The organism is Streptomyces sp. NRRL B-1140 (assembly GCF_001280065.1).
Classification (GTDB): domain Bacteria; phylum Actinomycetota; class Actinomycetes; order Streptomycetales; family Streptomycetaceae; genus Streptomyces.
In genome coordinates, this window is the sequence record NZ_LGEA01000148.1 from 136127 (window position 1) to 161293 (window position 25167).

Below are 25167 nucleotides of genomic sequence, written 5' to 3' on the forward strand. Positions count from 1 at the left end.
CCTGGCAGCCATTCAAGAGAGGCACCCAGTGACGGACGTCAACACCGAGGCCCGACGCCCCAAGGTCCTCGTCGTCGGCATGGACGGCCTGCGCTACGACCGCCTGACCCGGTCCCCCGCCGGGGCACCCGTGCTGCACCGCCTGATGGCCACGGGTGCCCACGGCACGAGCCTGCTGCCCTACGGCCGGGCGGACGACGAGCCCTCGGCCGGCACTGCCTACACCGACTCCGGGCCCGGCTGGTCGAGCATCCTCACTGGGGTGTGGCCCGAGCGCCACGGAGTCACCGGCAACGATTTCAAGGGCGCCGCCTACACCCGCTACCCCGACTTCCTCACCCGCGCCGCCACCGCCCGGCCCGGTCTGCGCACGGTGGCCGCCGTGTCCTGGCCGGCCCTGGTCCGCCGCGGCACCCTCGGCCGGGCCATCGGCCGGCGGGTGCGGTACAACGGCGAATCCAGGGGCTACGAGACCGCGGACCGCCGCGTCGCCCGCACCGCCCTGCGCTGGCTCGGCAAGGGCGACCCGGACGTGATGTTCGTGTACTTCGGCGCCACCGACGAGGCCGGCCACGCCACCGGGCCCCTCTCCCCCGCCTACGACCGGGCCCTCCTCGCCCAGGACACCCACCTCGGGCACCTGCTGGACGCGATCGGGGCCCGGGCGGCGGATCCCCGACGCGCCCCGGAGCGCTGGACCGTGCTGATCACCACCGACCACGGCCACCTCGACTCCGGCGGCCACGGCGGCGACTCCCGTGCCGAACGGGAGGTCTTCGTCATCCTCGCCGAGCGGGGAGCCGGCGAAGGCCCCGGAGGCACCCGGCTCGACACACCCCGCCTCGTCGACGTCGCCCCCACCGTCCTGGACCGTCTCGGCATCCCCGCCGACCCCGCCTGGGGCCTGCAGGGCCGCGTCCTGCCCCGCCCCACCGCACCGACTCCGGAATGGCCATGACCGACGAACGTCCCGATCCCGTGATCGCTCTGCGTCCCTGGGAAGCGCCCGAGGTGACCTCCTGGGGCCGGCTGCCGATGAACGCCGTCGACCGGCGCCCCGGAGCCGTCACCCTCGACGGCGACTGGCGCTTCCAACTGCTGCCCGCGCCCGACGCCCCGCCCGGGGAGGTCTGGTCGTCGTCGTACGTCCCCGGTGTCTGGACCATGCAGGGCACGGACGATCTCCCGCGGTACCTGAACGTCCGTATGCCGTTCGCCGCCTTCCCGCCGCAGGTGCCCGCCGCCAACCCGACCGGGGTGTACGAGCGTTCCGTGGACGTGCCGGCCACATGGTCCGGGCGGCGGATCGTGCTCCAGGTCGGGGCCGCCGAGAGCGTGCTGCTGGTGCACGTGGACGGGCGGCCCGTCGGTGTCTCCAAGGACTCGCACCTGGCCGCCGAGTTCGACCTGACGGGCCTGGTGCGACCCGGGGAGCGGGCCATCCTGCGGCTGACCGTCGTGAAGTGGTCGGACGCCTCGCACATCGAGGACCAGGACCAGTGGTGGCACGGCGGGATCACCCGCTCGGTGCTGCTGTACGCCACCGAGCCGCTGCATCTCGCGGACGTGACCGTGCGGGCCCGGCGGGACGGCGACCTGCTGGTGGACTGCCGGGTGCGGGACGCGGGCGGGGCGCTGCCCGAGGGCTGGTACGTCAGCGGGGAGCTGGAGAGGCACCTGCTGACGCAGGACGCGGAGTTCGACCGCGCCAACGCCGAGGACGGACGGGTCTCCGGCTTCCTGGGGGAGGCACGGCTGCGGGCCGCCGTACCGGACGTGCGCACCTGGACGGCCGAGACGCCCGAGCTGTACGGCCTGACCGTCCGCCTGCACCGCGCCGACGGCACGGTCGCCGACACCTCCCGGCACCGGATCGGCTTCCGCGACGTCGAGATCGCCGGACGGGACCTGCTGGTCAACGGCGAGCGGGTGTTCATCCGGGGCGTCAACCGGCACGACTTCCACCCGCTGACCGGGCGGACGGTGACGTACGACGACATGCGGGCGGACCTCGTCCTGCTGAAACGGTTCGGCTTCAACGCGATCCGCACCGCGCACTACCCGAACGACCCGGCCCTGTACGACCTGGCCGACGAGCTCGGGTTCTACGTCGTCGACGAGGCGGACCTCGAGTCCCACGACCACGCCCACGAGATCGCCGACGATCCGCGCTACCTGAGCGCCTTCGTGGACCGCGTCTCACGGATGGTGCTGCGGGACAAGAACCACCCGTCCGTCATCATCTGGTCGCTCGGCAACGAGTCCGACTACGGGGCGAACCACGACGCGGCGGCGGGCTGGGTGCGGCGCCACGACCCGACCCGGCCGGTGCAGTACGAAGGCGCGGCCAAGCGCGGCTGGGCCGATCCGGACCTGGCCTCCGACATCGCCTGCCCGATGTACGCGCCGCTGCAGGAGTGCATCGCGCACGCCATGTCGGGCACGCAGACCAAGCCGCTCATCCAGTGCGAGTACTCGCACGCCATGGGCAACAGCAACGGCACGCTCGCGGACCATTGGGAGGCCATCGAGACCACCCCGGGTCTTCAGGGCGGATTCATCTGGGAGTTCTGGGACCACGGCATCCTCCAGCGTGTGAACGACGGCAGACCGGCCGGGCGTGGGGGCGCCGGGCTGTACGACAACGGTGTCGCCGCGCCCGGGCATCGCTGGGCGTACGGCGGCGACTTCGGTGAGACCGACCACGACGGCGCCTTCATCGCCGATGGCATCGTCTTTCCCGACCGCACGCCCAAGCCCGTGATGTCCGAGCACCGGGAGATCGCCGCGCCGGTGCGGATCGAGTCCCACGGCCACGAGGGCGTGGTCCTGGGCAACCACCAGCACTTCCGGGGCCTGGACTGGCTGTCCGGCGAGTGGGAGCTGTCCCTGGCCGACGGCACGACCCTGACGGCTCCGGCGGAGCTGCCCGAGCTGCGGCCCGGCGAGACGGCCGCCGTACCGCTGCCGTTCGAGCTGCCCGGGAACGGCGGCGAGGCCTGGCTGACGCTGCGGGTCTCGACGGCCCGGGACGAGGCATGGGCACCGCGCGGCACGGTCGTGTGCCTGCCGCAGGTGCGGTTGCGGGCGGCGCTCCCGGTCCGGCCCACCCGCGTCCCGGACCGTTCGGTGGAGGTCGACGAGGACGGGCTGCTGGTCCATCCGCTGCTGACGGCCGCTCCCACGCTGTCGCTGTGGCGGGCTCCGACGGACAACGACGAGCTGGGCGGCATGGCGGCCCGCTGGCGGGACTGGGGGCTGGACGCGCCCGCCCGCGAGGTGGTCTCCGTGCGGCGGACTTCGGGCCGGGTCGCCGTGGTGTCCGACTACCACTGCGCGGGCGGGACGGTCCGGCACGAGCAGGTGGTGACCGCGGTGGAGGACGGTCTGCTCGTCGACGAGTGCGCCGAACTGCCCGAGGCGCTGTACGACGTGGCCCGGGTGGGGACCGTGTTCGAGACGGCCGCCGGGCCGAACGTCCTGGAGTGGTTCGGGAAGGGCCCCTGGGAGTCGTATCCGGACCGGGCCGCGGGCGCACCGGTCGGCCACCACCGCGTGCCGGTGGACGAGTTGTTCACGCCGTATCTGCGGCCCCAGGAGAGCGGCGGGCGGCACGGTGTGCGCCGGTTCACCCTGTCCGCGCCGGACGCCACCGGCCTCGCGGTGCGGCTGGACCGGGCCCGTCAGGTCTCCGTGACCCGGCATCGCGCAGCCGACCTGGCCGCCGTCGCGCACCACGACGAACTGGTGCCGCGGGCCGGGTGCGTGGTGCACATCGACGCGGCCCACCGCGGACTGGGCACGGCCTCGTGCGGGCCCGACACCTTCGCCTCCCACCTCGTCCCGTCCGGTGTCCACCGCTGGAGCTGGACACTGCGCGTCCTCTGAGTTCTCTTCCTCCCTCTCAGTCACCGACTGCCACCCCATGGAGCCCCCATGTGCGTTTCGCATGACCACGACCCGGGCGAAGCGCCCCAGGCCGGTGCCGGAAGACGCGGTTTCCTCCGCGCCACCGCGCTGCTCGGCGCGACGGCCGCCGCGGTGACCGCGCTGCCGGGCGGCACCGCGCAGGCGGCGCCCGCGAGCCGGCGTCCCGACCCGCGCAGCCGCCGCTTCACGCTCGCGGTGATGCCGGACACGCAGTACCTCTTCGACGGTCCGAGCATCGACAGGGCTCCGGTGGAGGCGTCACTGCGCTATCTGCTGGAGCACGGCGGCCAGGAGAACATCGTCTTCCTCTCCCACCTCGGCGACCTCACGCAGAACGGCGCGAAGGAGGAGTTCGCGGCGATCGGTGAGGCGTTCCGGGTGCTGGACCGGCAGGGTGTCGACTACAGCGTCCTGGCCGGCAACCACGACGTGAAGTCGTCGACGACCGACCAGCGCGGCGCGACACCGTACCTGGACGCCTTCGGGCCGCAGCGGTTCGAGGGAAAGCCGACGTTCGGCGGCGCCTCGCCGGACGGCTACAACACCTGGCACCGGTTCCAGGCGGGCGGCCGTCGGTGGCTGGTGCTCGCGCTGGACTGGCGGCTGTCGCCGCAGGGGTACGCGTGGGCGAAGGACGTCCTGGCGAAGCACCCGAGGACACCGGTGATCCTCACGACCCACGAACTGGTCGTCGCGGACGACACGTTGTCGGACTACGGGCAACAGCTCTGGGACCGGCTGATCGAGGACCACGACCAGATCTTCCTCGCCCTCGGCGGGCACTACTGGCCCGCCGGGCGCGCGACGCGGAAGAACGCGGCCGGGCACGACGTCCATCTGCACCTGACGAACTACCAGAACCGCTACTTCGGCGGTGCGGCGATGATCCGTCTCTACCGGTTCGACCTGGACCGCGGCGTCATCGACGTGGAGACGCTCTCGCCGTGGATCCTGGGCCGGGCCGCGAAGGGGCTCAACGAGCTGGAGCGGCAGGAGATGGAGCTGAGCGGCGACGCCGACCGGTTCTCCGTCGAGATCGACTTCGAGGAGCGCTTCTCCGGCTTCGCGCCCGTGCCCGCCCGTCCGGCGCGACCCGTCTCGAAGATGCTGCTGCCGGGCACGGTGGCGTACTGGCGTTTCGAGAAGCCCGTCGACGGCACGGCCGGCACGGTCCGCGACCTGTCCGGCCGGGGCAACGACCTCTCCCTCGTCACGGTGGGCGGCGGCACGCTCGGCTGGTCGGCCGACCACCACCCCGACCAGCCGGGCCACGGCAGCCTGGAGTTCCGGGGTTTCAAGTCCCCGCTGAGGGGCGCCTACCTGCGCACGGTCGACGGCGCCCCGCTGAACAAGGCCACCTTCACGGACGGTTACACCATCGAGGCGTTCTACCGGCTGCCCGCCGACTGGGACCCGGACCACAACGCCTGGTCGGGCCTGGTCTCCCGCACGGGCACGGGCGGCGCCGCAGGGAAGAGCGCCGACGACCCGGACGAGCCGCTGGCCACGCTGTCGCTGTCCAACGACCGTGAGCCGCAGTGGGCGATGCGCCCGCTCAACCAGCAGGGCATCGCCACCAACTGGGGCCAGGAGACACCGCTGGAGACCTGGTGGCACTTGGCCGTCGTCAACGACGGCAGGCACACCACGCTGTACGTCGAGGGCTGTCCGGTGGTCCGCAACCCCAAGGCGTCCGCGGCCGGCATCACCTCCGTCGGGCTCCCGTGGCTGCTGGGCGGCTACGAGTACGCCGGGAAGATCGACCAGATCCTCCACGGCCGGCTCGGCGACGTCCGGATCGTCGCCCGGGCGCTCCCCGTCACCTCCTTCATGAACCACTGAGATGCCGAAGGGCTGGTCGATCATGACCGAGCAACAGCTGCCCGCCTGGGCCGATCCGTCCGTCTCCCCCGCCGCCCTGGATCCGCAGGGCGTGTCCCGCCGCGGGCTGCTGCGCCGCGCGGGCCTGTTCGGCGCCGCGTTCGCCCTCGGTTCGGTGGCGACCGGCCGGACCCCGGCCTTCGCCGCCGGTGACGGCGGCCCGCTGGGCGGCGAGGACCCGCGCCTCGCCTACCTCGTCGGTGACCACCACATCCACTCCGTCTACAGCCACGACGCCAAGTACACCTTCTCCCAGCTGGCCGCGAAGAGCGCGGAGTACGGCCTGGACTGGATGGTGTTCACCGAGCACTCCAACTTCGGGCACGCCGACTTCGGGGCCGCGATGGAGCACCGGGAGATCCTGAGGGCGCGGGCGGAGAACCCGCGTCAGCTGATCTTCCAGGGCCTGGAGTGGTACATCCCGGCCGCCGAGCACTGCACGGTGTTCACCGCGCCCGGCCCGCACGAGGTCGACGTGCTGACCCGCTTCGAGAGCGCCTACGACGGCAAGCTCCTCGCCTACGACAAGGGCGGCCCCGCCGACGCCGACACCGCCCGCAACGAGGCGCACGCCCTGAAGGGCCTCAAGTGGCTGGCCGAGCAGCGCCGTTCGGGCTACGTCGACGACGTGCTGGTGCTCGCCAACCATCCCATGCGCCTCGGCATCGACTCCCCGCACGAACTGCGCAACTGGCGGGACGCGGCGCCCGGGATCGTGATCGGCATGGAGGGCGCGCCCGGCGCCCAGGGCGCGGCCATCCCCGGCTGGCGGGGTGCCACCTCGATCCGCGGCGAGTACGAGAACAAGCCGTCCGTCCAGTCCTGGCCCGGCTATCCCGCGGACGCCTACCTCACCTACGGCGGTTTCGACTGGGCGACCGCGACCGTCGGCGGTCTGTGGGACTCGCTGCTCGCCGAGGGCCGGCTGTTCTCGGTCACCACCAACTCCGACGCCCACCGGATCGTCTTCGACACCTGGAAGAACGGCGACTGGCCGGCCGGTCAGAACTTCGACAACACCGGGAAGCTGCCCGACCCGGTGAACACCGGCACCCCGCAGCCGGGCAGCGACTTCTGGCCCGGCCAGTTCAGCCGTACGCACGTGGGCGTGACCCGGTACGGCTACCGCGCGGTGATGGCGGGGATGCGCGCGGGCCGGGTCTGGCTGGACCACGGGCATCTGCTCGACGGGCTCGACGTCCGCCTGAAGCGGGACCGGGACCGAGGCCGGGGCGTGACGCTCGGCGGCCGGCTGCGGGTGCGCAAGGGCGAGCGGCTCACTCTGAGCGTCACGGTGACGACCGCATCCCGGCCCAACCCGCGGGGGATCCTGCCCGAGTTGGCGCATGTGGACGTCATCCGCGGCGCGGTGCGCGGGCCGGTCCCCGATCGCGACACCTGGCAGGCCCCGGACACGCGGGTCGTCCGGACGGAGGACGTCTCCGGCCGCAAGGGCACCTTCACCCTGCGCATACCGCTGACCGCAGGGGAGGAGTCCTTCTACGTCCGGCTGCGCGGCAGCGACGGCAAGCGCAACGGCCCCGGCTGCCTCGGCGCGTCGGTCGACCCGCACGGGCCGGTCCCGCACGCGCCGGGGGACGGTGATCCGTGGGCGGACACCTGGTTCTACGCGAACCCTGTGTTCGTGGACGTCGAAGGGTCCTGACCGGGCGTACCAGCAGGTCACCGACGGATGGAGCGGAGGTACGGTGGGCCGCGTGACCGGTGAAGAGTCGCTGCGGCCCCAGTCCCTGATGCTGACGTTCCTGGGCGATCAGGTGCTCGGGCGTGACGTGTGCGTGTATTCGGGCAGCGTCATCGACGTGTTCGCCCGGGCCGGCATCGGCGAGCAGGCGACGCGTTCCACGCTGAGCCGCATGGCCGGCCGTGACCTGCTGCGCCGGCAGCGTGAGGGCCGCCGGATGTACTTCGGGCTGACCGAGCGCTCGGAGGCGGTGCTGCGCGACGGCGCGCAGCGGATCTGGCAGGCGGGTGCCGTCAACCGGCAGTGGGACGGCACCTGGACGCTGCTCGGTTTCTCCCTGCCGGAGTCCTGGCAGCGCCAGCGGCACGACCTGCGCTCCCGGCTGGCCTGGAGCGGCTTCGGCCCGCTCTTCAACGGCCTGTGGATCGCCCCCGGTGAGGTCGACGTGTCGGCGCTGGTGGCCGAGCTCGGCCTGTCCGCGCACGTGAAGGTCTTCCGGGCGCACGCGGACGCCGGCATGGACATCGGCCGGATGATCGAGGAGACGTGGGAGCTGTCCGACCTGGCCGGACGCTACGCGGGGTTCACGCGGCGCTGGCAGGCGTGGGAGGACGACCTGCCGGACGCCGACGACGCCCTCGTGCTGCGGCTGCGGCTGCAGACGGAGTGGCTTCAGATCGTCCGGCGCGACCCACGGCTGCCCGTGGGGCACCTGCCGGACGACTGGCCGGCCGAACAGGCCGAGAAGACGTTCCGGACCGTGCACGAGCGGCTTTCACCGCTCGTGCGCGACGCCTCGGAGCGCTTTCTGGACCTGGTGCCCGCGCGGCCTCAGGCGTAGAACCGCGACAGGCTCTGGAGCACCGCGGCGGGCTTGGTGCCGCCCTCGATCTCGATGGCGCCCTCGACGGTGATCTGCACCCCGCCCGGCACCTCCTGGACCTCGGCGAGCTTCGCCGCCAGGCGGATGCGGGAGCCGACCTTGACCGGTGACGGGAAACGCACCTTGTCGAGGCCGTAGTTGACCTTCGTCGTCACTCCCTGGACGTCCAGCAGTTCGGTGAACAGGGGGATGAAGAGGGACAGCGTGAGGTAGCCGTGCGCGATGGGCGCGCCGAAGGGACCGTCCTTGGCGCGCTCGGGGTCCACGTGGATCCACTGGTGGTCGCCCGTGGCGTCGGCGAAGGTGTCGATGCGCTCCTGCGTCACCTCGATCCACTCGCTGGTGCCGAGGTCGCCGCCGGCGAGCTTCTTGAGTTCGTCGAGACCGTTGACGGTGATGCTCATGCGGATCCTTCACTCTGGCCGTAACGCGTACGGACACGGGACTTGAGGAGTTTCCCGGAGGCGGTGCGCGGGAGTTCGTCCGCGAGGACCACCGACTTGGGGATCTTGTACTTGGCGAGGCGGCCAGCGAGCGAGGCGAGCACCTCGTCGGGGTCGAGGGAGGCGCCCTCGCGGGGCACGACGACCGCGCGCGGCACCTCGCCCCACTTGTCGTCCGGCACCCCGATCACCGCGCAGTCGGCGATGTCCGGGTGCGCGAGGAGCCGGTCCTCGATCTCGGCGGGGTAGACGTTCTCGCCGCCCGAGATGATCATGTCTTTGATGCGGTCGACGATGTGGACGTAGCCGTCCTCGTCGACCTGTGCCGCGTCGCCGCTGCGGAACCAGCCGTCCGCGAAGGAGGCGGCGGTCTCCTCGGGCAGCCCCCAGTAGCCGGGCATGACGTGCGGGCCGCGCACCACGACCTCCCCGACCTCTCCGACATCGGCCGGTGCCAGGTCCGGCCGGACGACGCGGACGTCGCTGAAGAAGTGCGGCACACCCGCCGACCCCGCCTTGCTCACGGCGTGCTCGGCGTCCAGGAACAGCGTGCCGGGGGCGGCCTCGGTCATGCCGTAGCCCTGGAGGAAGGTCAGGCCGCGCTCCTGGTAGGCGGCGATCAGCGGGGTGGTGACCGGGGAGCCGCCGCAGGTGAGGATGCGCAGCGAGGACAGGTCCGCGTCGGGCCATCGGGGGTGGCGGGCCATCTGGTCGAACATCGTGGGCACGCCGAACATGAAGGTGATCCGGTGGCGTTCGACGAGGTCGAAGGTGGCGTCGGGGTCGAAGGCCTCGACCAGGACGCAGGTGCCGCCCTTCAGCAGGACCGGCAGGGTCAGCATGTTCAGGCCCGCCGTGTGGAAGAGCGGGGCGGAGACCAGGGCGCGTTCGTCGGCGATCAGGTCGGTGTCGACGAGGACGTTGACGGCGTTCCAGATGAGGTTGCCGTGGGTGAGCATGGCGCCCTTGGGGCGGCCGGTCGTGCCGGAGGTGTACATGATGACGCAGGTGTCGTCGGCACCGACGGGTTCGTCGATCGGCTCCCCGGGCGCCTCGGTGACGGCGGCCTCGTACTCCGCGCCCACCTCCAGGTAGAGGCGTACGTCCGTGCTGCCCGGCAGGCCCGCGACGAGCCCGGCGTGGGAGGGGCCGTAGATCAGGGCCCGGGCGCCGGAGTCGGCGAGCTGGTAGGCGATCTCCGGTCCGGCGAGGCGGATGTTGAGCGGGACGAAGACCGCGCCCAGCGTGCCGGCCGCGAAGAGGGTCTCCAGGTAGGAGGGGTGGTTCGGGCCGAGGTAGGCGATGCGGTCGCCGCGGCGGACGCCCCGGGCGCGCAGGGCGTGGGCCAGCCGGGTGGTGCGGGCGTGGAGGGTGCCGTAGGTAGTGGCGGACCCCTCGTGGATCAGGGCGGTGCGGTGCGGGGTCTTGCGGGCCCGGCGTGCGGGCCACGACCCCAGTCCCTCGTTGCGCATCTGCGGCCCCTTACGGCTTCGTCAGCCCGAGCAGGCGGGCGGCGTTCTCCTTGAGGATCTTCGGCCGGACCTCGTCCCTGATCGTCAGCTTGCCGAAGTCGGCGAGCCAGCGGTCGGGGGTGAGGACGGGGAAGTCGGAGCCGAAGAGCACCTTGTCCTTCAGCAGGGTGTTCGCGTACTGCACGAGCTGCGGCGGGAAGTACTTCGGCGACCAGCCGGACAGGTCGATGTGCACGCCCGGCTTGTGGGTGGCGACCGCCAGGGCCTCGTCCTGCCAGGGGAAGGACGGGTGCGCCAGGATGATCTTCAGGTGCGGGAAGTCGGCCGCCACGTCGTCCACGTGCAGGGGGTTGGAGTACTTCAGCCGGATGCCGCCCCCGCCGGGGACCCCGGCGCCGATGCCCGTCTGGCCGGTGTGGAAGAGGGCGATCGCGCCGGTCTCCTCGATCACCTCGTACAGGCCGTACGCCACCGCCCGGTCGTTGGGGAAGAAGCCCTGGATGCTGGGGTGGAACTTGAAGCCCTTCACCCCGTACTCCTCGACCAGACGGCGGGCCTGTCTGACGCCCGCCTTGCCGCGGAAGGGGTCGACGGAGGCGAAGGGGATGAGCACGTCGGAGTTCGCGGCGGCCGCCTCGGCGACCTCCTCGTTCGGAACGGGCGCGGTGCCGGTCGCGGACTCGGCGTCGACCGTGAAGATCACGGCGGCCATCTTCCGCTCGCGGTAGTACGCGGCGGTCTCCTGAAGGGTCGGCTTCCGCTTGCCCTCGACCTTGAAGTAGGCGGAGGAGGCGTCGTGCAGGTCGTCGTCCAGGGAGGAGTGGCCCTTGGAGGACACCTCCGCGTGGGTGTGGACGTCGATCGCGACCAGGTCGTCGACGTTCATCGAGCGGTCCATCACGCCTCCGGGAACTTCGGCGCCGGGATACCGACCGTCTGGAGCTCGGCCCCGACCGACGTCGGGAAGGCGTCGGCCAGGGTGTCCGGGCTCCAGCCGCCGTCGGCGTACGCCGCCTTGATCTCCTGCGGATGGGACCAGAGTGCCACCTTGTCGCCGCCGATGCCGATGGCCTGGCCGGTGATGCCCCGGGCGGCCTCGGAGGCGAGGAAGGGGACGAGGGCGGCGCAGTCCTCGGGGGTGCCGAAGCCCTCGCCCTTGCGCAGGAAGTCCGGCAGGGGTTCGCCGCTCTTCATGGCCTCGATGTACGGGGCGAAGGCCGGGATGGTCTCGGTCATCGCGGTGGCGGCGACCGGCACGATCGCGTTGACCGTGATGTTCGCCCGGCCCAGCTCCATCGACCAGGTGCGGGCCATCGCGGCGATGCCGGCCTTGGCGGCGGCGTAGTTCGTCTGGCCGAAGTTGCCGCGCTGCCCGGCCGGGGAGCCGACCAGGATCAGCGAGCCGCCCTCGCCCTGCTCGCGCATCCGCACGGCGGCGGCGCGGGCGCAGGTGAAGGTGCCCTTGAGATGGGTGGTGATCACCGCGTCGAAGTCCTCGTCGGTCATCTTCCACAGCACCTTGTCGCGCAGGATGCCCGCGTTGGTGACGAGGACGTCGAGCCGGCCGAACTCCTCGACCGCGCGGTTCACCAGCCGCTCGGCGGCTTCGGAAGTGCCGACGGGGACGACTTCGGCGACGGCCTTGCCGCCCGCTTCCCCGAGGGACCTCACGGCCGCCTCGGCCACCGCCTCGTCGACGTCGTTGACGACCACGGACGCACCGTGGGCGGCCAGGGCGTGGGCGTAGGCGAGGCCGAGGCCGCGGCCGCTGCCGGTGACGACGGCGACCTTGCCGGAGAGATCGATGCTGGGCACGGGTGGGTCCCTTCACACGGGTTCGACTGGGCATCACACGGGTTCGACCGGGCGTCGCACGGGTTCGACTGCGAGATCGAAGCTAAGAGCAATAATTGTTGACGTCAATAGTTGTTCCTCACCCATGGGTGCGGGATGCTGGAAACAGCAGGAAGCAGCACCGAGCCCAGGGAGCCCGCCATCGCACGCCAGAACACCCCCCCGAAGCCCATCGACGCCCACGAGCCGTGGATGCGCGGACTGCACGCCGACACCGGCTACCTGCTGTACCGCCTGGGGCTGCGCTCGGGACAGCTCTTCAACGCCCGCCTCCAGGAATCCGGCGTCCGCCTGCGCCACTACGCGGTGCTGCGCTTCCTGGCCACCACCGACGGCGCCCTGCAGCGCGAGCTGAGCACGCGGCTCGGCTACGACCCGAGCGCGATCGTCGGCCTGGTCGACGACCTGGAGAAGCTGGGCCTGGCCGAGCGCCACCCCTCCCCCGACGACCGCCGCAGCCGGATCGTCGTGCTGTCCGACAGGGGCCGCGACTTCCTCCGCGACACCGACGAGGACGGCCTGCGCGTGACCGGTGAACTACTCGGCCCGCTGGACCCGGCCGAGCGGGAGACCCTGCACGCACTGCTGCTGCGGATCGCGGAGGACGGCCTGAACTGATGTTGTGCAAATGATTGACGGCTGCACGATGGATGCATAACTTCACGGACCAACCGCGCCCCGTCCCCAGGGAGCCCACCGTGCAGCCAACTCCGTCCACACCCCAACCCTCTCCCGATTCCCGGCAGTTGCGCCGGGTCGCCGTGTCCGGCCTGCTCGGCACGACCGTCGAGTTCTACGACTTCCTCGTCTACGGCACCGTCGCCGCGCTCGTCTTCGGCGAACTGTTCTTCCCGCGGGCCGACCCGGCCGTCGGCACCGTCGCGGCGTTCGGCACCTTCGCCGCGGGCTATCTCGCGCGGCCGCTGGGCGGCATCGTCTTCGGGCACTTCGGCGACCGGATCGGCCGCAAGTCGATGATGCTGCTGACCATGGTCCTGATGGGGTCCGGCAGCTTCCTCATCGGCCTGCTGCCGACGTACGACGCCATCGGCGTCTGGGCGCCGGTGCTGCTGGTCGCCCTGCGCGTGGTGCAGGGCATCGCGATCGGCGGCGAGTGGGGCGGCGCGATGCTGATGGTCGTCGAACACGCCGAGCACGCCCGCGGATCCCGGCGCGGCCTGTGGTCCAGCTTCACCCAGCTCGGCGCCCCTCTCGGATCCGTGCTGTCGGCCGGGGTGGTCACGCTCGTCGCCACCCTGCCGGACGACGACTTCCGTTCATGGGGCTGGCGGGTGCCGTTCCTGCTGAGCATCGTGCTGCTGGGCGTCGGCCTGTTCGTACGTCTGAAGGTCGCCGAGAGCCCGCTGTTCGCGCAGGTCAGGAGGGAGCCGGTGGACCGGCCCCCGATCGTGGAGGTGCTGCGCCGCCCGAAGCCCGTGCTGCTGGCCGCCTGCGTGGGCATCGGCGCGTTCACCGCCCAGTCGCTGCTGACCAGCTTCATGATCTCCTACGCCGTCGACCAGGGGTACACCCGGCCGCAGGTGCTGACCGCGGTGACCGTCGCCTCCTGCGTGGCGCTCGTCGTCCTGCCCGCCGCCTCCGCCCTGTCGGACCGGGTGGGGCGCCGGCCCGTCGTCCTGGCCGGTGCCGTCGGCTCGGCGGCGCTCGCGTTCCCGGTGCTGGCCCTGGTCGACTCCGGCTCGCCCGGCCTGCTGATCCTCGCCCTGGCGCTCGGCCACGGCGTCGCCCAGTCGACGATGTACGGCCCTCTGGGCGCCCTGCTCACCGAGATGTTCGGCACCCGCGTCCGCTACACGGGCGCGTCCCTCGGCTACCAGGGGGCGACCCTGATCGGCGCCGGGTTCTCCCCGCTGATCGCGGGCAGCCTGCTGGCCTCCTTCGGCGGTGGCAGCACCCCGGTGTCGCTGCTGCTGTGCGCCGGCGCGGCCGTCACCGCGGTCACCGTGTGGCGACTGCGCGAGACGCACACGGACGCCCTGGACTCCCCCGCCGCCACCCCCGCCCTGGAAGGAACCCCGCGTTGAGGATCCGCATCGCCCTGCTGACGACCACCGCCTGCTTCTCCCTGGCGGCGACCGCCCTGCCCGCGCAGGCCGCCACCGCCGACACCCACCTGGAGGGCCGTCTCCCGTCCGGCGCCGCGTACGTGATGGACGTCCCCACGTCCTGGAACGGCACGGTCCTGCTCTACAGCCACGGCTACACCCCGGCCGGAGCTCCCAACCCGGCCCAGAACGCCCCCCGTTCCGCCTCCCGCGACACGTTGCTGGCCCAGGGGTACGCCCTGATCGGCTCCTCGTACGCGACGAACGGCTGGGCGATCACCGAGGCGGTGCCCGACCAGCTCGCCACGCTGGACCTCTTCACCCGGAAGTTCGGCACGGCCCGGCGGACGCTCGCCTGGGGCACCTCCTACGGCGGATTCGTCACCAGCATGCTCGCCGAGCGGCACGGGGACCGGTTCGACGGATCGCTGTCGATGTGCGGGCTGGTGCAGGGCGGAATCGCCAACTGGAACAGCACCCTGGACCCGGTGTTCGCGCTGCGCACCCTGCTCGCCGCGGACTCCGGTGTGCGGCTCGCGGGCTTCGCCGACCAGGCCGAGGCGGTCGCCGCCGGCAAGGCACTCACCTCCAAGGTCGACGAGGCCCAGCAGACGCCCGGGGGCCGGGCCCGGATCGCCCTGGCCGCCGCCCTGCACAACATCCCCGGCCACAACGACGCCTCACAGACCGAACCGGGCCCCGGCGACTGGAAGACCGCGCAGTCCAACCAGTACGCCGCCGTCCGGGGTCTGCTCCAGCGGCCCGCGTTCGCCTGGCGGCAGGAGGCCGAGAGCCGGGCGGGCGGCAACCCGTCCTGGAACACGGGCGTCGACTACTCCTCCATGCTCGCCCGGTCCCCGCTGTACAAAGAGGTGACGGAGCTCTACAAGGAGGCGGGACTGTCCTTGCGCACGGACCTCACGGCCCTGAACCGGGCACCCCGGGTCTCCGCCGACCCGTCGGCGGTGCGGTGGATGCGGCACACCAGCGTGCTCTCCGGCCGCCTCACCGACCCCCAGCTGACCATCCACACCACCGGTGACGCCCTGATCCCGGTGCAGTCGCAGAGCGCCTACCGGCGGGCCGCCACCGCGTCGGGCGCCGCCGGGCTCCTGCGCCAGGCCTACGTGGACGCGCCCGGCCACTGCACCTTCGGCCCGGGCGAGACACTGGCCGCCCTGCACACCCTGGAGCACCGCTTGGACACCGGCCGCTGGGACGCCTCCCCGGGCGCCCTCAACTCCCGTGCGAAGGCGGAGGATCCGACGACCGGCCCCCGCTACCTCCCGTACCGTCCGAGCACCTACCCCCGCCCCTACGACCTCGCTCACCCGGGAGACGCCCGGCCATGACCGCCCCCACCGCGCCCGACCGGCTGCTGTCCGTGCTCGCCGCCTTCGACCACGATCATCCGGCGCTGTGCCTGACGGACATCAGCCGGCGGGCCGGGCTGAGCCTGACCACCGCGCACCGGCTGGTGGGCGCGCTCACCGAATGGGGTGCCCTGGAGCGGGACGAGTCCGGCATCTACCACGTGGGACTGCGGTTGTGGGAGCTCGCCGCGCTGGCCCCGCGCGGCCTCGCGCTGCGGCAGATCGCGCTGCCGTACCTGGAGGACCTGTACGAGGCGACGCACGAGAACGTGCAGCTGGCCGTGCGGGACGGACGGGACGTGGTCTACATCGAGTGGCTGTCGGGACGGTCGGCGGTGGGTGTGCACATCCGCGTCGGCGCCCGCTGGCCGCTGCACGCCACGGGGGTCGGCCTCGCCCTGCTGGCCCACGGGGACCCGGTGTTCCGCAAGGAGTACTGCGCGGGCGATCTCGCCTCCTTCACCCCGTACACGATCACCGAGCCGGAGCTGCTGCGGCGGGTCCTCGCCGAGGTGCGCAGGTCGGGCATGGCGGTGAGCGACCGTCAGGTCACCGAGGACGCCCTGTCGGTGGCTGCTCCGGTGCGCGGCGCCGACGGCAGCGTGACCGCCGCCGTGTCGGTCGTGGTGCCCCACGCCGACGCCCAGATACCGGTCCTCGGCCCGGCGGTGCGGATGGCGGCGCGGGGGATCTCGCGGGCGCTGGGGTGGCAGCCCTGAGCGGCGTCGGGGGTCGACCGGCCGCGAAGGCTTCGCGGTTCAGGCTTCCCGGGCCGGGGTCATGGCCCAGCGGATGGTCCGGGTCAGGGCCAGGCCGGCGGGGCGTACGGCGAGGTCCTCGACGACCGGCACCCGGGGCAGCCACAGCATGCCGCGTGCCCAGGGCGGCAGCAGGGTGACGGCGTTCGCGGCCAGCCCGCCGTAGAAGGGCCGGACGGCCAGGGGCAGGGGAGGCTGCAACAGCAGGAAGCGGGCGGCCGCCCGGGCCTCGGGCGTGGCCCGCAGTTCGGGCCGGTAGGCCGTCAGGCGCTCGGCCAGTTCGGTGCGGTTTCGCGGCGGGTCGACCGCTCCCAGCGCCTCGGCGACGCGCGCGGTGTCGGCCACGTAGGCGTCATAACCCGCGGCGTCCAGCGGCCGGGCCCCGTAGCGTTCGTGCGCGCGCAGGAAACTGTCCGTCTCGGCGGCGTGCACCCAGCCGAGCAGGTGGGGGTCGGCCGCGTGGTACGGCACGCCCTCGGCCGTCGTGCCCCGGATCCGTTCGTGGATGCCGCGTACGTGGTCGACCGCCTGCCGGGCGTCCGCGGCGGTGCCGTACGTCGTGACGGCGAGGAAGGTGCTGGTCCGCTGCAACCGCCCCCACGGGTCGCCCCGGAAGCCGGAGTGGCCGGCGACGGCCGCCATCGCGAGGGGGTGCAGCGACTGCAGGAGCAGCGCGGTCAGCCCACCGATGAACATCGAGGCGTCGCCGTGGACCGCGCGGATCGGCCGGTCCGGCCCGAACCAGCGCGGGCCGGGCGTGTGGTGGATACGGGCGCGCGTCGTGGGCCCGCCCGGCCCCGCGACGCGGCGGAACAGGGCCTGGCCCAGCTGTTCTCGGACTCCGGTCAGCACGGTCGGCCTCCCTTCTCCTGCTGACCAGTGTCCGGCATGACCGCACCCCTCCGGGCCCGGCGCCGGGCAATCTCTGTCAGTTCCGCTCCCCGGCCGCCGCGCGGTCGGCCAGGCCGCCGGCGCCGAGCGGGCCGGTGTAGCGGACCGGGCCCGAAGCCTCCAGACGGGGCAGTGCGCGGCGCGCCACCCGCAGGACCACCGGGGGCATGGCGGGGCGTATCGGCTGGGCCAGTCGCAGCCAGGGCGGGGCGTAGACGGCCGTTCGCCGCCGCTCCATGCCTCCGGCCAGGCGGGCGGCGACGACCTCCACCGGGTACACGCGGCGGGCCGGCGGGGGCATGTGCAGGCGCAGCTCCCGCAGGACCGCGTACCGGTCGGCGTCGCGGATCATGTCGGTGTCCGTCCAGTTGAGGTAGGCGATGCCGACCCCGACCCCGCGGTGCGCCACCTCCGCCCGCAAGGAGTGCGCGAAGGCCTCGACCCCCGCCTTGGAGGCGCAGTAGGCGCTCATCAGCGGGGCGGCGCCGATCGACGCCAGGGAGGCGACCTGGAGGAAGTAGCCCGCCGTGTCGAGCAGGTCCGGCAGGAACGCCCGGGCGGTGTGGGCGCTGCCGGTGAGGTTGACGTCGATCACGCGGCGCCAGGCCTCCGGGTCGGAGGCCAGCAGTGAGCCGCCCTCGGCGATGCCGGCGTTCGCCACCACGGCCGAGGGACGGCCGAAGCGGGCCCGCACGGCCTGCGCCGCGTCCTGCAGCGCGGCCAGGTCGGTGACATCCGCTTCCAGGGCGAGGGCCGGGCCCGGCAGTGAGGCGGCCACCGCGTCCAGGGCGGTCTTCTCGTGGCCGACGAGCGCCACCCGTGCGCCGCGCCGGGCGACTTCGCGGGCCAGTGCCGCGCCCACGCCGCGGGCGGCGCCGGTGACGACGATGGTGCGCTCGGCGAGCGGACTGCTGCGCATGGGCTGTCCTTCCTCGCGGCGCCGGTCCCCTCCCCCCGAAGGGGCGGGGTCAGCGCTTGGCTCCGGTGCGGTCGCGGCGGGCCAGGAGCCGCTGGGCGCCGGCCAGGCCGGGGGGCCGGTTGCGGCGCAGGGCGGCCCGGGCGGCGTTGGCTCCGGGCGCTCCGTGTACCCCGCCGCCCGGGTGGGCTCCGGAGGAGGCGAGGTACAGACCCGGCACCGGGGTCTCCGGGCGGCCGGTGCCGGGCAGCGGCCGGAAGACGAGCTGCTGGTGCATGGCGGTGGTGCCCCCGTTGATGGCGCCGCCCGCGAGATTGCCGTCGAGCGCCTCCAGGGTCGGGGGCGCCAGAATGCGGCGGCCGCGGATCAGCGAGCGGAAGCCGGGCGCGAAGCGTTCCACCTGGCGTTCGACGCGGTCGGCCATGAGCTCCTGGTCCTTGGTGCCCCAGCGGCCGGTGATGCCCTCGTCGGCGGCGTCGGCGCGGATCTCGTGGGGGATGTGGGTGTAGGCCCAGGCCGATTCGGTGCCCCGCGGGGAACGGGAGGCGTCGGAGGTGGTCATCTGGCCGAAGATCACGAACGGCCGGTCGGGGACCTCCCGCATGGCGATCTGCGCGGCGAACCGGGTCAGCTCGTCCATGCCGTCGGCCAGGTGGACGGTACCGGCCCGGGAGGCCTGCTCGGCCTGCCAGGGCACCGGGCCGTCGAGCGCCCAGTCCACCTTGAACGTGGCGAAGTCCCACTGGAAGCGCCGCAGGTCGTCGAGGACCTGCGCGGGCAGGTGAGCGGGGTCGAGGAGCTCGCCGTACAGGGCGGGCACCGAGACGTCCGCCAGCACCGCCCGGCGGGCCCGTACCGCGTCCCCGGCCGCCGTGCGCACGCCGACGGCCCGCCCGCCGCGGACGACGACCTGCTCCACGCGCTGCCCGCAGCGCACCCGGCCGCCCAGGGTCTCCAGGCGGTGCACCAGGGCCGAGGTGAGCGCGCCGGAGCCGCCGGCCGGGACCGGGAAGCCGTAGGTCTGGCCCAGCATGGTCATCAGCCAGCCGAAGCCGCCGCTGCCCGCCGACTCGGGGGCGAGGTCGGCGTGCAGGGCGTTGCCGGCCAGCAGCAGGCGCCCGCCCTGGCCGCGGAACTCCTCCTCGCCCAGTCGGCGCACCGGCAGCACCAGGGAGCGGGCCATGCGCAGTCCGCCCGCGCCCCGCAGCCGCCAGGCGAGCCGCGCCGAGGCCCGGACGGGCGGGAACGGGGTGAACAGGGCGTCCAGGAGGCCGGGGCGCACGCCCTGCCAGACGTCGTGCAGCCGTCGCCAGGAGGCTCCGTCGCCCGGCGCGAAGGCGTCGAGGGACGCGGCGGTGGCGTCGACGTTCCGGTCCAGGACGGCACAGCCGCCGTCGGTGAGGGGGTGGGCCAGCACGCTGGGCGCGTGGCTCCAGCGCAGTCCGTGCTCCTCCAGGCGCAGCCCGGCCAGGACGGGCGATGCCGCGGCGAGGGGGTAGAAGGAACTGAACAAATCGTTGACGAAGGCGGGGTCGACACCCCGGTCGTGGCGCACGGCGCCGCCCGGCTCGGGCTGCTCCTCCAGTACCTCGACGTGCCACCCGGCGTCCGCGAGGACGTTGGCGGCGACCAGGCCGTTGGGGCCGGCGCCGATCACCACGGCGTCAGGCATGTCGGGCTCCGCCCGCGTCGCGCCCCACCGTCACCTGGCCGAGCCCGCGGCGGGTGCCGCCCGGGACCTGCGCCTCCGCCTCGCACAGCCTGGCCAGCCGGGCGAGCATCGCGCGGTGGCGCAGCTGGATCAGCGCCTCGAAGCCGACGTTGTGCAACCGGCCACCCGCGCCGCGCAGCGGATGCTCGTCCACGATCACCAGGCAGTGCTCGCCCCAGGGCCGCAGCTCGATGGCGATACGCGCGGTGCCGAGCGCGCCGGCGTGGGCCTCCAGCTCCAGCCGGGTGCCTTCGTCGCAGTAGCGGACGGTCGTCTCGTTCTCGAGCCGCACCGGGCCGAGCCGGACCTCGTAGCGGATCGCCGCTCCGGTGCGTGGCCACTGTCCGCGCACGGGGTGGGAATCGGAGGTGCCCACCACCCACTCGGCGTAGCGGTCGCCGTCGGCGAGGACGTCCCACACGGCGCCCGGGCCGACTCGGATCAGGTGATGGCGAACGGCCACGGATGCCTCCTGCTGCCTCGACCGGTAGTCCGTCGCCCCCCGAGTGCCCCGGAACCCCCTGTTCAACAGCGCGGGGCCCGGCAGGGCCGGACCGGGGCGGTCCCGTTCAAGGAGTGCACTCACGCACCGCCCCGCACCAATCCCGGCTTTACCTCTTGACGCCCCGGAGCGCGGGGAGCACATTGACGGCACTTTGAGAGCGCTCTCAGGCTCGTTCTCACCCGTCTCCCATCCGAGAGGCATCCCCACATGAGCGACACCACCGGCACCTCCCCCAGACGGGGTCCGCTGCGGCGGGCGTTCGTCGCCGTGGTCGGCACCCTCGGGATCGCGGCGGCCGCCACCACGGTCGCCACCCCGTCCGCGAACGCCTCCGCGCCACCGCCCCCCTCGGGCTGGACGCAGCTGTTCGTGGACGACTTCGACGGCGCCGCCGGCTCCGGTGTCAACACCTCCGACTGGCGGTACGCGACCGGCAAGGGCTACCCGGGCGGCCCCGCGAACTGGGGCACCGGCGAGATCGAGACGATGACGAACAGCACGGACAACGTCGCGCTCGACGGCAACGGCAACCTGCGCATCACGCCCCGGCGGGACGCCGCCGGCAACTGGACCTCCGGCCGGATCGAGACCAACCGCACCGACTTCCGGCCCCCGGCGGGAGGCAAACTCCGTGTCGAGTCGCGTATCCAGGTGCCGAACGTCACCGGAGCGGCCGCCAAGGGGTACTGGCCGGCGTTCTGGATGCTGGGCGGCCCCTACCGCGGCAACTACTGGAACTGGCCGGCGATCGGCGAGCTCGACATCATGGAGAACACCCAGGGCATGAACACGGTGTTCGCCACAATGCACTGCGGCACCTCCCCGGGCGGCCCCTGCAACGAGACCAGCGGCATCGGCGGCTCGACCACCTGCCAGGGCACGTCCTGTCAGGCCGGCTTCCACACGTACCGGATGGAGTGGGACCGCTCGACGAGCGTCGAGGAGATCCGCTTCTCCCTCGACGGCGTCAACTACCACACGGTGCGCGCCGATCAGGTCGACGCGACGACCTGGAAGAACGCCACCGACCACGGCTTCTTCGTCATCCTGAACGTCGCGATGGGCGGCGGCTTCCCCGACGCGTTCGGCGGCGGCCCGGACGCCGGGACGCAGCCGGGTCACGCGATGGTCGTCGACTACGTTCAGGTGCTGTCGTCCGGCGGCGGCACCACGCCTCCCCCCACCGGTGACCGCGACGCCTACGGCACCATCCAGGCCGAGTCCTACGACGGCCAGTCCGGCGTGATCACCGAGACCACGTCCGACTCGGGCGGCGGCCGGAACGTCGGCGCACTGGCGAACGGCGACTGGCTGCACTTCAAGGGCGTCGACTTCGGCTCCTCCGCGGCCCGGCAGTTCAGCGCCCGGGTCGCGAGCGGAGCGGCGGGCGGCGTCAGCGGGCTGGTCGAGGTGCGGCTGGACAGCCGGAACAACGCGCCCGTCGGGAGCTTCGCGGTCGGCAACACCGGGGGCTGGCAGTCGTGGCGGACCGTTCCCGCCAACATCAGCGCCGTGACGGGCACGCACGACGTGTATCTGACCTTCACCAGCGGCCAGCCGGCCGACTTCGTGAACGTCAACTGGTTCGCCTTCGGGCACTGATGAGCCGTGCGACGGGGCTTCGCGCGTGCGCGGAGCCCCGTTTCGCCGTTCTCAGCGCAACTCCGCGCGAAACGCCGCCGGGGTCTGGTCCGTGTGCTGGTGGAAGAACTTGGAGAAGTTCGCGGCGTCGGGGAAGCCGACCGCCACGCCGACCCGGCCGATCGGCAGATCGGTGTGGGCGAGGAGCCGTTTGGCCTCCAGCACCACGCGCTTGTCGATGAAGGCCTTGGGTGTCTCCCCGGTCGCGGCGCGCACGGCACGGACCAGGGTGCGCCGGGAGTAGCCGAGCGCGTCGGCGTAGGCGCTGACGCTGTGATTGATGGCGAAGTCCCGTTCCACGGCGTCCCGGAAGAGGGTGAACGTCGAGTCGGACCGCTGCCGCCGCGCCTCGGGCGAACTGGCCGCGAGGTGGGCGAGCCGCAGCAGGAACGCCGTCAGCGTGTGGCGCAGGACGGCGGTGTGCAGGCTCGGCGGGAGCGTGGCCGTGTCCTCGTACTCGCGCCGCAGCTGCGTCAGCGCGGCGTGCAGGGCGGCGAGTTGGGCGGGGTCCGGGCGCAGCAGTGGCGGCAGGTCGTAGCGGTAGAGGCCGGTGGCCTCGACGGTCGAGCGGGGCAGGAAGCCGGGCTGCATGGTCAGTACGGTTCCGCGGTACTCGCTGGTGGGCGAGAAGCGGTGGACCTGCCCCGGGCGGATCCACAGCAGGTCACCGGCAGCGGCCTCGTGCTCGGTGAAGTCGACCATGTGCCGGACCGGGCCCGCGCCGAAGAGCAGGACGATGTGGAAGTCGATGCGGTGCACGCGCTCCAGCGGCACGCCGGACGGCCAGGTCTCGCCCATCGGGGCGACCTGCATGCCGACGCCGCCGACACTGAGCTCGACCGGGAAGGGGAACGTATCGATCCCGTCGCCGCCTTGGATGGTCCTGTCCGCAATGTCCACCAAGTACCCCTCGTCCCGCCCCATGCGCATGCCCTGTTGCCGCCGGGTGTCCCACTTTCACCACAGGCTGGCACACGGCGACCTTCCGGCATAAAAGTCAGACTTTTAATTTTGAACGCGTCAGACCAGCAACCACGCACCGATCGAGGACTTCTTGAAGATGAGCACGCAGACTGCGGACAGCTTCGAATGGACCGAACTCGACCGGCGTGCCGTCGACACCGCCCGACTGCTGGCGGCGGATGCCGTCCAGCGGGTCGGCAACGGCCACCCCGGCACGGCGATGAGCTTGGCGCCTGCCGCCTACACGATCTTTCAGAAGGTGATGCGGCACGACCCCGCCGATCCCGAGTGGACCGGCCGTGACCGCTTCGTCCTCTCCCCCGGCCACACCTCGCTGACCCTCTACACCCAGCTCTACCTCGCGGGCTACGAACTGGAGCTGGACGACCTGAAGGCGTTCCGCACGCACGGCTCCAAGACGCCTGGTCACCCCGAGTACGGGCACACAGCCGGCGTGGAGACCACCACCGGCCCGCTGGGCCAGGGCGTCGCGAACGCGGTCGGCATGGCGATGGCCGCCCGCTACGAGCGGGGCCTGTTCGACCCGGAGGCCCCCGAGGGCGAGTCCCTCTTCGACCACACCATCTGGGCGATCGTCTCCGACGGCGACCTCCAGGAGGGCGTCTCCGCCGAGGCCTCCTCGCTCGCCGGCCACCAGAAGCTGGGCAACCTGGTCTTCCTCTACGACGACAACCACATCTCCATCGAGGGCGACACCGCCACCGCCTTCTCCGAGGACGTGCTGAAGCGCTACGAGGCCTACGGCTGGCACGTGCAGCGGATCGAGCCGCGGGAGGACGGCGACGTCGACGTGCACGCGCTGTACGCGGCGCTGCGGGCTGCCCGGGCCGAGACGCGGCGCCCGTCGATCATCGCGATGCGCACGATCATCGCCTGGCCCGCCCCTAACGCGCGCGACACCGAGGCCGCCCACGGCTCCGCGCTCGGCGAGGAGGAGGTCGCGGCCACCAAGCGCCTCCTCGGCTTCGATCCGGAGCGGTCGTTCGAGGTGGCCGACGAGGTGCTGGCGCACACCCGCAAGGCCCTGGACCGGGGCGCCGAGGCGCACACCGCCTGGGACAAGCGGATCGCCGCCTGGCGGAGCGAGAACCCGCAGCGGGCGGCCACCTTCGACCGCGTCAGCAAGGGCGAGCTGCCCGAGGGCTGGGAGGACGCCCTGCCGGTGTTCGAGCCGGGCAAGGCCGTCGCCACCCGCGCCGCCTCCGGCAAGGTCCTGCAGGCCCTCGGCCCGGTCGTCCCCGAGCTGTGGGGCGGCTCGGCGGACCTGGCCGGCTCCAACAACACCACCATCGACAAGACCAGCTCGTTCCTCCCGGCGGGCAACCCGCTGCCGGAGGCCGACCCCTACGGCCGCACCGTGCACTTCGGCATCCGCGAGTTCTCCATGGCCGCGGAGATGAACGGCATCGCCCTGCACGGCAACACCCGCGTCTACGGCGGCACCTTCCTGGTCTTCTCCGACTACATGCGCAATGCCGTGCGGATGTCGGCCCTGATGCAGCTTCCGGTGACGTACGTGTGGACGCACGACTCCATCGGCCTCGGTGAGGACGGCCCGACCCACCAGCCGGTGGAGCACCTGGCCGCGCTGCGGGCCATCCCGGGCCTGAACGTCGTACGCCCCGCCGACGCCAACGAGACCGCGGTCGTCTGGGCCGAGATCCTCAAGCGGCACGGCACCGCCCCCGCCCCGCACGGCCTCGCGCTCACCCGCCAGGGCGTGCCCACCTACGAGCCGGACCCGGACGCGGCACGCGGAGGTTACGTGCGGTTCGAGGCGGAGGGCGGCACGCCCCAGGTGATCCTCATCGCCACTGGCTCCGAGGTGCATGTCGCCGCCGGCGCGCGCGAACTTCTCCAGGCCGCCGGCGTGCCCACCCGTGTGGTGTCGATGCCGTCCGTGGAGTGGTTCGAGGAGCAGCCCCGCTCCTACCGCGACAGCGTCCTGCCGCCGTCCGTCAGGGCCCGGGTCTCCGTCGAGGCCGGGATCGGCCTGACCTGGCACCGATTCGTCTCAGACGCCGGGCGCATCGTCTCCCTGGAGCACTTCGGTGCCTCCGCCGACGCCAAGACCCTCTTCGCCGAGTACGGCTTCACCCCCGAGAACGTCGTCGCCGCCGCGCGGGAATCCCTTGCCGCCGCCCGCGGCTGAAC

At 72.7% G+C, this 25167-nt stretch carries 20 protein-coding genes; 11 read left to right on the forward strand and 9 right to left on the reverse strand.

Features of this window, described 5'->3' with window-relative positions; translation table 11 throughout:
• Positions 1 to 79 precede the first annotated feature (79 nt).
• The 5 genes from ADK65_RS33895 to ADK65_RS33915 are packed head-to-tail and all read left to right on the forward strand — an operon-like array spanning position 80 to position 8357.
• Positions 80 to 958, forward strand: a complete 879-nt coding sequence (locus tag ADK65_RS33895) for an alkaline phosphatase family protein (RefSeq protein ID WP_053675199.1) — start codon at positions 80 to 82, stop codon at positions 956 to 958.
• Entirely contained in the window at positions 955 to 3888 is a 2934-nt protein-coding gene (locus ADK65_RS33900) for a glycoside hydrolase family 2 TIM barrel-domain containing protein (RefSeq protein ID WP_053675002.1), read from the forward strand. Before ADK65_RS33895 ends, ADK65_RS33900 begins: the two co-directional genes overlap by 4 nt.
• A gap of 48 nt (positions 3889 to 3936) precedes the next feature.
• A complete protein-coding gene (locus tag ADK65_RS33905; protein WP_053675004.1) occupies positions 3937 to 5772 on the forward strand; it encodes a LamG-like jellyroll fold domain-containing protein in 1836 nt (611 codons plus the stop codon).
• A 22-nt stretch (positions 5773 to 5794) separates the two neighbouring features.
• Positions 5795 to 7477 (forward strand): PHP domain-containing protein, encoded by a 1683-nt coding sequence (locus tag ADK65_RS33910; protein ID WP_053675200.1) that lies wholly within the window; start codon positions 5795 to 5797, stop codon positions 7475 to 7477.
• 52 nt (positions 7478 to 7529) lie between these two features.
• Positions 7530 to 8357 carry a PaaX family transcriptional regulator C-terminal domain-containing protein gene (locus ADK65_RS33915; protein WP_053675202.1) on the forward strand — a complete coding sequence of 276 codons (828 nt, stop codon included), beginning with the start codon at positions 7530 to 7532 and terminating at the stop codon, positions 8355 to 8357.
• On the opposite strand, the gene ADK65_RS33920 is transcribed toward ADK65_RS33915, so the two are convergent.
• Genes ADK65_RS33920 through ADK65_RS33935 form a run of 4 tightly spaced genes read right to left on the reverse strand, consistent with a single transcriptional unit; the run spans position 8348 to position 12129 of the window.
• A complete protein-coding gene (locus ADK65_RS33920) occupies positions 8348 to 8803 on the reverse strand; it encodes a MaoC family dehydratase (RefSeq protein WP_053675006.1) in 456 nt (151 codons plus the stop codon). The two genes, ADK65_RS33915 and ADK65_RS33920, sit on opposite strands and share 10 nt — an antisense overlap.
• Positions 8800 to 10314 carry an acyl-CoA synthetase gene (locus tag ADK65_RS33925; protein WP_053675009.1) on the reverse strand — a complete coding sequence of 505 codons (1515 nt, stop codon included), beginning with the start codon at positions 10312 to 10314 and terminating at the stop codon, positions 8800 to 8802. Before ADK65_RS33925 ends, ADK65_RS33920 begins: the two co-directional genes overlap by 4 nt.
• Before the next feature lie 10 nt (positions 10315 to 10324).
• Positions 10325 to 11200, reverse strand: a complete 876-nt coding sequence (locus ADK65_RS33930) for an amidohydrolase family protein (protein ID WP_053675204.1) — start codon at positions 11198 to 11200, stop codon at positions 10325 to 10327.
• 11 nt (positions 11201 to 11211) lie between these two features.
• Positions 11212 to 12129: an SDR family NAD(P)-dependent oxidoreductase gene (locus ADK65_RS33935; RefSeq protein WP_053675011.1), complete on the reverse strand. Its 918-nt coding sequence runs from the start codon at positions 12127 to 12129 to the stop codon at positions 11212 to 11214.
• Positions 12130 to 12360: 231 nt separating this feature from the next.
• On the opposite strand from ADK65_RS33935, the gene ADK65_RS33940 reads away from it, so the two are divergent.
• From ADK65_RS33940 to ADK65_RS33955, 4 genes are all read left to right on the forward strand, one after another.
• Positions 12361 to 12786: a MarR family winged helix-turn-helix transcriptional regulator gene (locus ADK65_RS33940; protein ID WP_053675206.1), complete on the forward strand. Its 426-nt coding sequence runs from the start codon at positions 12361 to 12363 to the stop codon at positions 12784 to 12786.
• An 80-nt stretch (positions 12787 to 12866) separates the two neighbouring features.
• Positions 12867 to 14213, forward strand: a complete 1347-nt coding sequence (locus tag ADK65_RS33945; RefSeq protein ID WP_107092445.1) for an MFS transporter — start codon at positions 12867 to 12869, stop codon at positions 14211 to 14213.
• A complete protein-coding gene (locus tag ADK65_RS33950) occupies positions 14210 to 15586 on the forward strand; it encodes an alpha/beta hydrolase family protein (RefSeq protein WP_053675015.1) in 1377 nt (458 codons plus the stop codon). Before ADK65_RS33945 ends, ADK65_RS33950 begins: the two co-directional genes overlap by 4 nt.
• Complete coding sequence (locus ADK65_RS33955; RefSeq protein ID WP_053675018.1) at positions 15583 to 16326, forward strand: IclR family transcriptional regulator; 744 nt, start codon at positions 15583 to 15585, stop codon at positions 16324 to 16326. Before ADK65_RS33950 ends, ADK65_RS33955 begins: the two co-directional genes overlap by 4 nt.
• Positions 16327 to 16365: 39 nt before the next feature.
• Here the strand turns inward: ADK65_RS33955 and ADK65_RS33960 are convergent, their stop codons facing one another.
• The 4 genes from ADK65_RS33960 to ADK65_RS33975 form a co-directional block, all read right to left on the reverse strand.
• Entirely contained in the window at positions 16366 to 17217 is an 852-nt protein-coding gene (locus tag ADK65_RS33960; protein ID WP_053675020.1) for an oxygenase MpaB family protein, read from the reverse strand.
• Positions 17218 to 17293: 76 nt separating this feature from the next.
• Complete coding sequence (locus tag ADK65_RS33965) at positions 17294 to 18175, reverse strand: SDR family oxidoreductase (protein ID WP_053675022.1); 882 nt, start codon at positions 18173 to 18175, stop codon at positions 17294 to 17296.
• Between the two features lie 49 nt (positions 18176 to 18224).
• Positions 18225 to 19844, reverse strand: a complete 1620-nt coding sequence (locus ADK65_RS33970) for a phytoene desaturase family protein (RefSeq protein ID WP_053675024.1) — start codon at positions 19842 to 19844, stop codon at positions 18225 to 18227.
• Positions 19837 to 20346 (reverse strand): SRPBCC family protein, encoded by a 510-nt coding sequence (locus tag ADK65_RS33975; protein ID WP_053675026.1) that lies wholly within the window; start codon positions 20344 to 20346, stop codon positions 19837 to 19839. The genes ADK65_RS33970 and ADK65_RS33975 overlap by 8 nt, the downstream gene beginning before the upstream one ends.
• Positions 20347 to 20595: 249 nt before the next feature.
• On the opposite strand from ADK65_RS33975, the gene ADK65_RS33980 reads away from it, so the two are divergent.
• A complete protein-coding gene (locus tag ADK65_RS33980) occupies positions 20596 to 21990 on the forward strand; it encodes a glycoside hydrolase family 16 protein (RefSeq protein WP_053675028.1) in 1395 nt (464 codons plus the stop codon).
• 51 nt (positions 21991 to 22041) lie between these two features.
• On the opposite strand, the gene ADK65_RS33985 is transcribed toward ADK65_RS33980, so the two are convergent.
• Entirely contained in the window at positions 22042 to 22923 is an 882-nt protein-coding gene (locus ADK65_RS33985) for a helix-turn-helix domain-containing protein (protein WP_107092450.1), read from the reverse strand.
• A 166-nt stretch (positions 22924 to 23089) separates the two neighbouring features.
• On the opposite strand from ADK65_RS33985, the gene tkt reads away from it, so the two are divergent.
• The gene (tkt, locus tag ADK65_RS33990; protein WP_053675032.1) at positions 23090 to 25165 is read left to right on the forward strand and encodes a transketolase; all 2076 of its coding nucleotides are present in this window, start codon (positions 23090 to 23092) and stop codon (positions 25163 to 25165) included.
• Positions 25166 to 25167: the final 2 nt, after the last annotated feature.

Coding starts and splice junctions, on each gene's coding strand:
- ADK65_RS33895 (WP_053675199.1), top strand. CDS start 80: ATGGACGGCCTGCGCTACGACCGCCTGACCCGGTCCCCCGCCGGGGCA.
- ADK65_RS33900 (WP_053675002.1), top strand. CDS start 955: ATGACCGACGAACGTCCCGATCCCGTGATCGCTCTGCGTCCCTGGGAA.
- ADK65_RS33905 (WP_053675004.1), top strand. CDS start 3,937: ATGTGCGTTTCGCATGACCACGACCCGGGCGAAGCGCCCCAGGCCGGT.
- ADK65_RS33910 (WP_053675200.1), top strand. CDS start 5,795: ATGACCGAGCAACAGCTGCCCGCCTGGGCCGATCCGTCCGTCTCCCCC.
- ADK65_RS33920 (WP_053675006.1), bottom strand. CDS start 8,803: ATGAGCATCACCGTCAACGGTCTCGACGAACTCAAGAAGCTCGCCGGC.
- ADK65_RS33925 (WP_053675009.1), bottom strand. CDS start 10,314: ATGCGCAACGAGGGACTGGGGTCGTGGCCCGCACGCCGGGCCCGCAAG.
- ADK65_RS33930 (WP_053675204.1), bottom strand. CDS start 11,200: ATGAACGTCGACGACCTGGTCGCGATCGACGTCCACACCCACGCGGAG.
- ADK65_RS33940 (WP_053675206.1), top strand. CDS start 12,361: ATGCGCGGACTGCACGCCGACACCGGCTACCTGCTGTACCGCCTGGGG.
- ADK65_RS33955 (WP_053675018.1), top strand. CDS start 15,583: ATGACCGCCCCCACCGCGCCCGACCGGCTGCTGTCCGTGCTCGCCGCC.
- ADK65_RS33965 (WP_053675022.1), bottom strand. CDS start 18,175: ATGCGCAGCAGTCCGCTCGCCGAGCGCACCATCGTCGTCACCGGCGCC.
- ADK65_RS33970 (WP_053675024.1), bottom strand. CDS start 19,844: ATGCCTGACGCCGTGGTGATCGGCGCCGGCCCCAACGGCCTGGTCGCC.
- ADK65_RS33980 (WP_053675028.1), top strand. CDS start 20,596: ATGAGCGACACCACCGGCACCTCCCCCAGACGGGGTCCGCTGCGGCGG.
- tkt (WP_053675032.1), top strand. CDS start 23,090: ATGAGCACGCAGACTGCGGACAGCTTCGAATGGACCGAACTCGACCGG.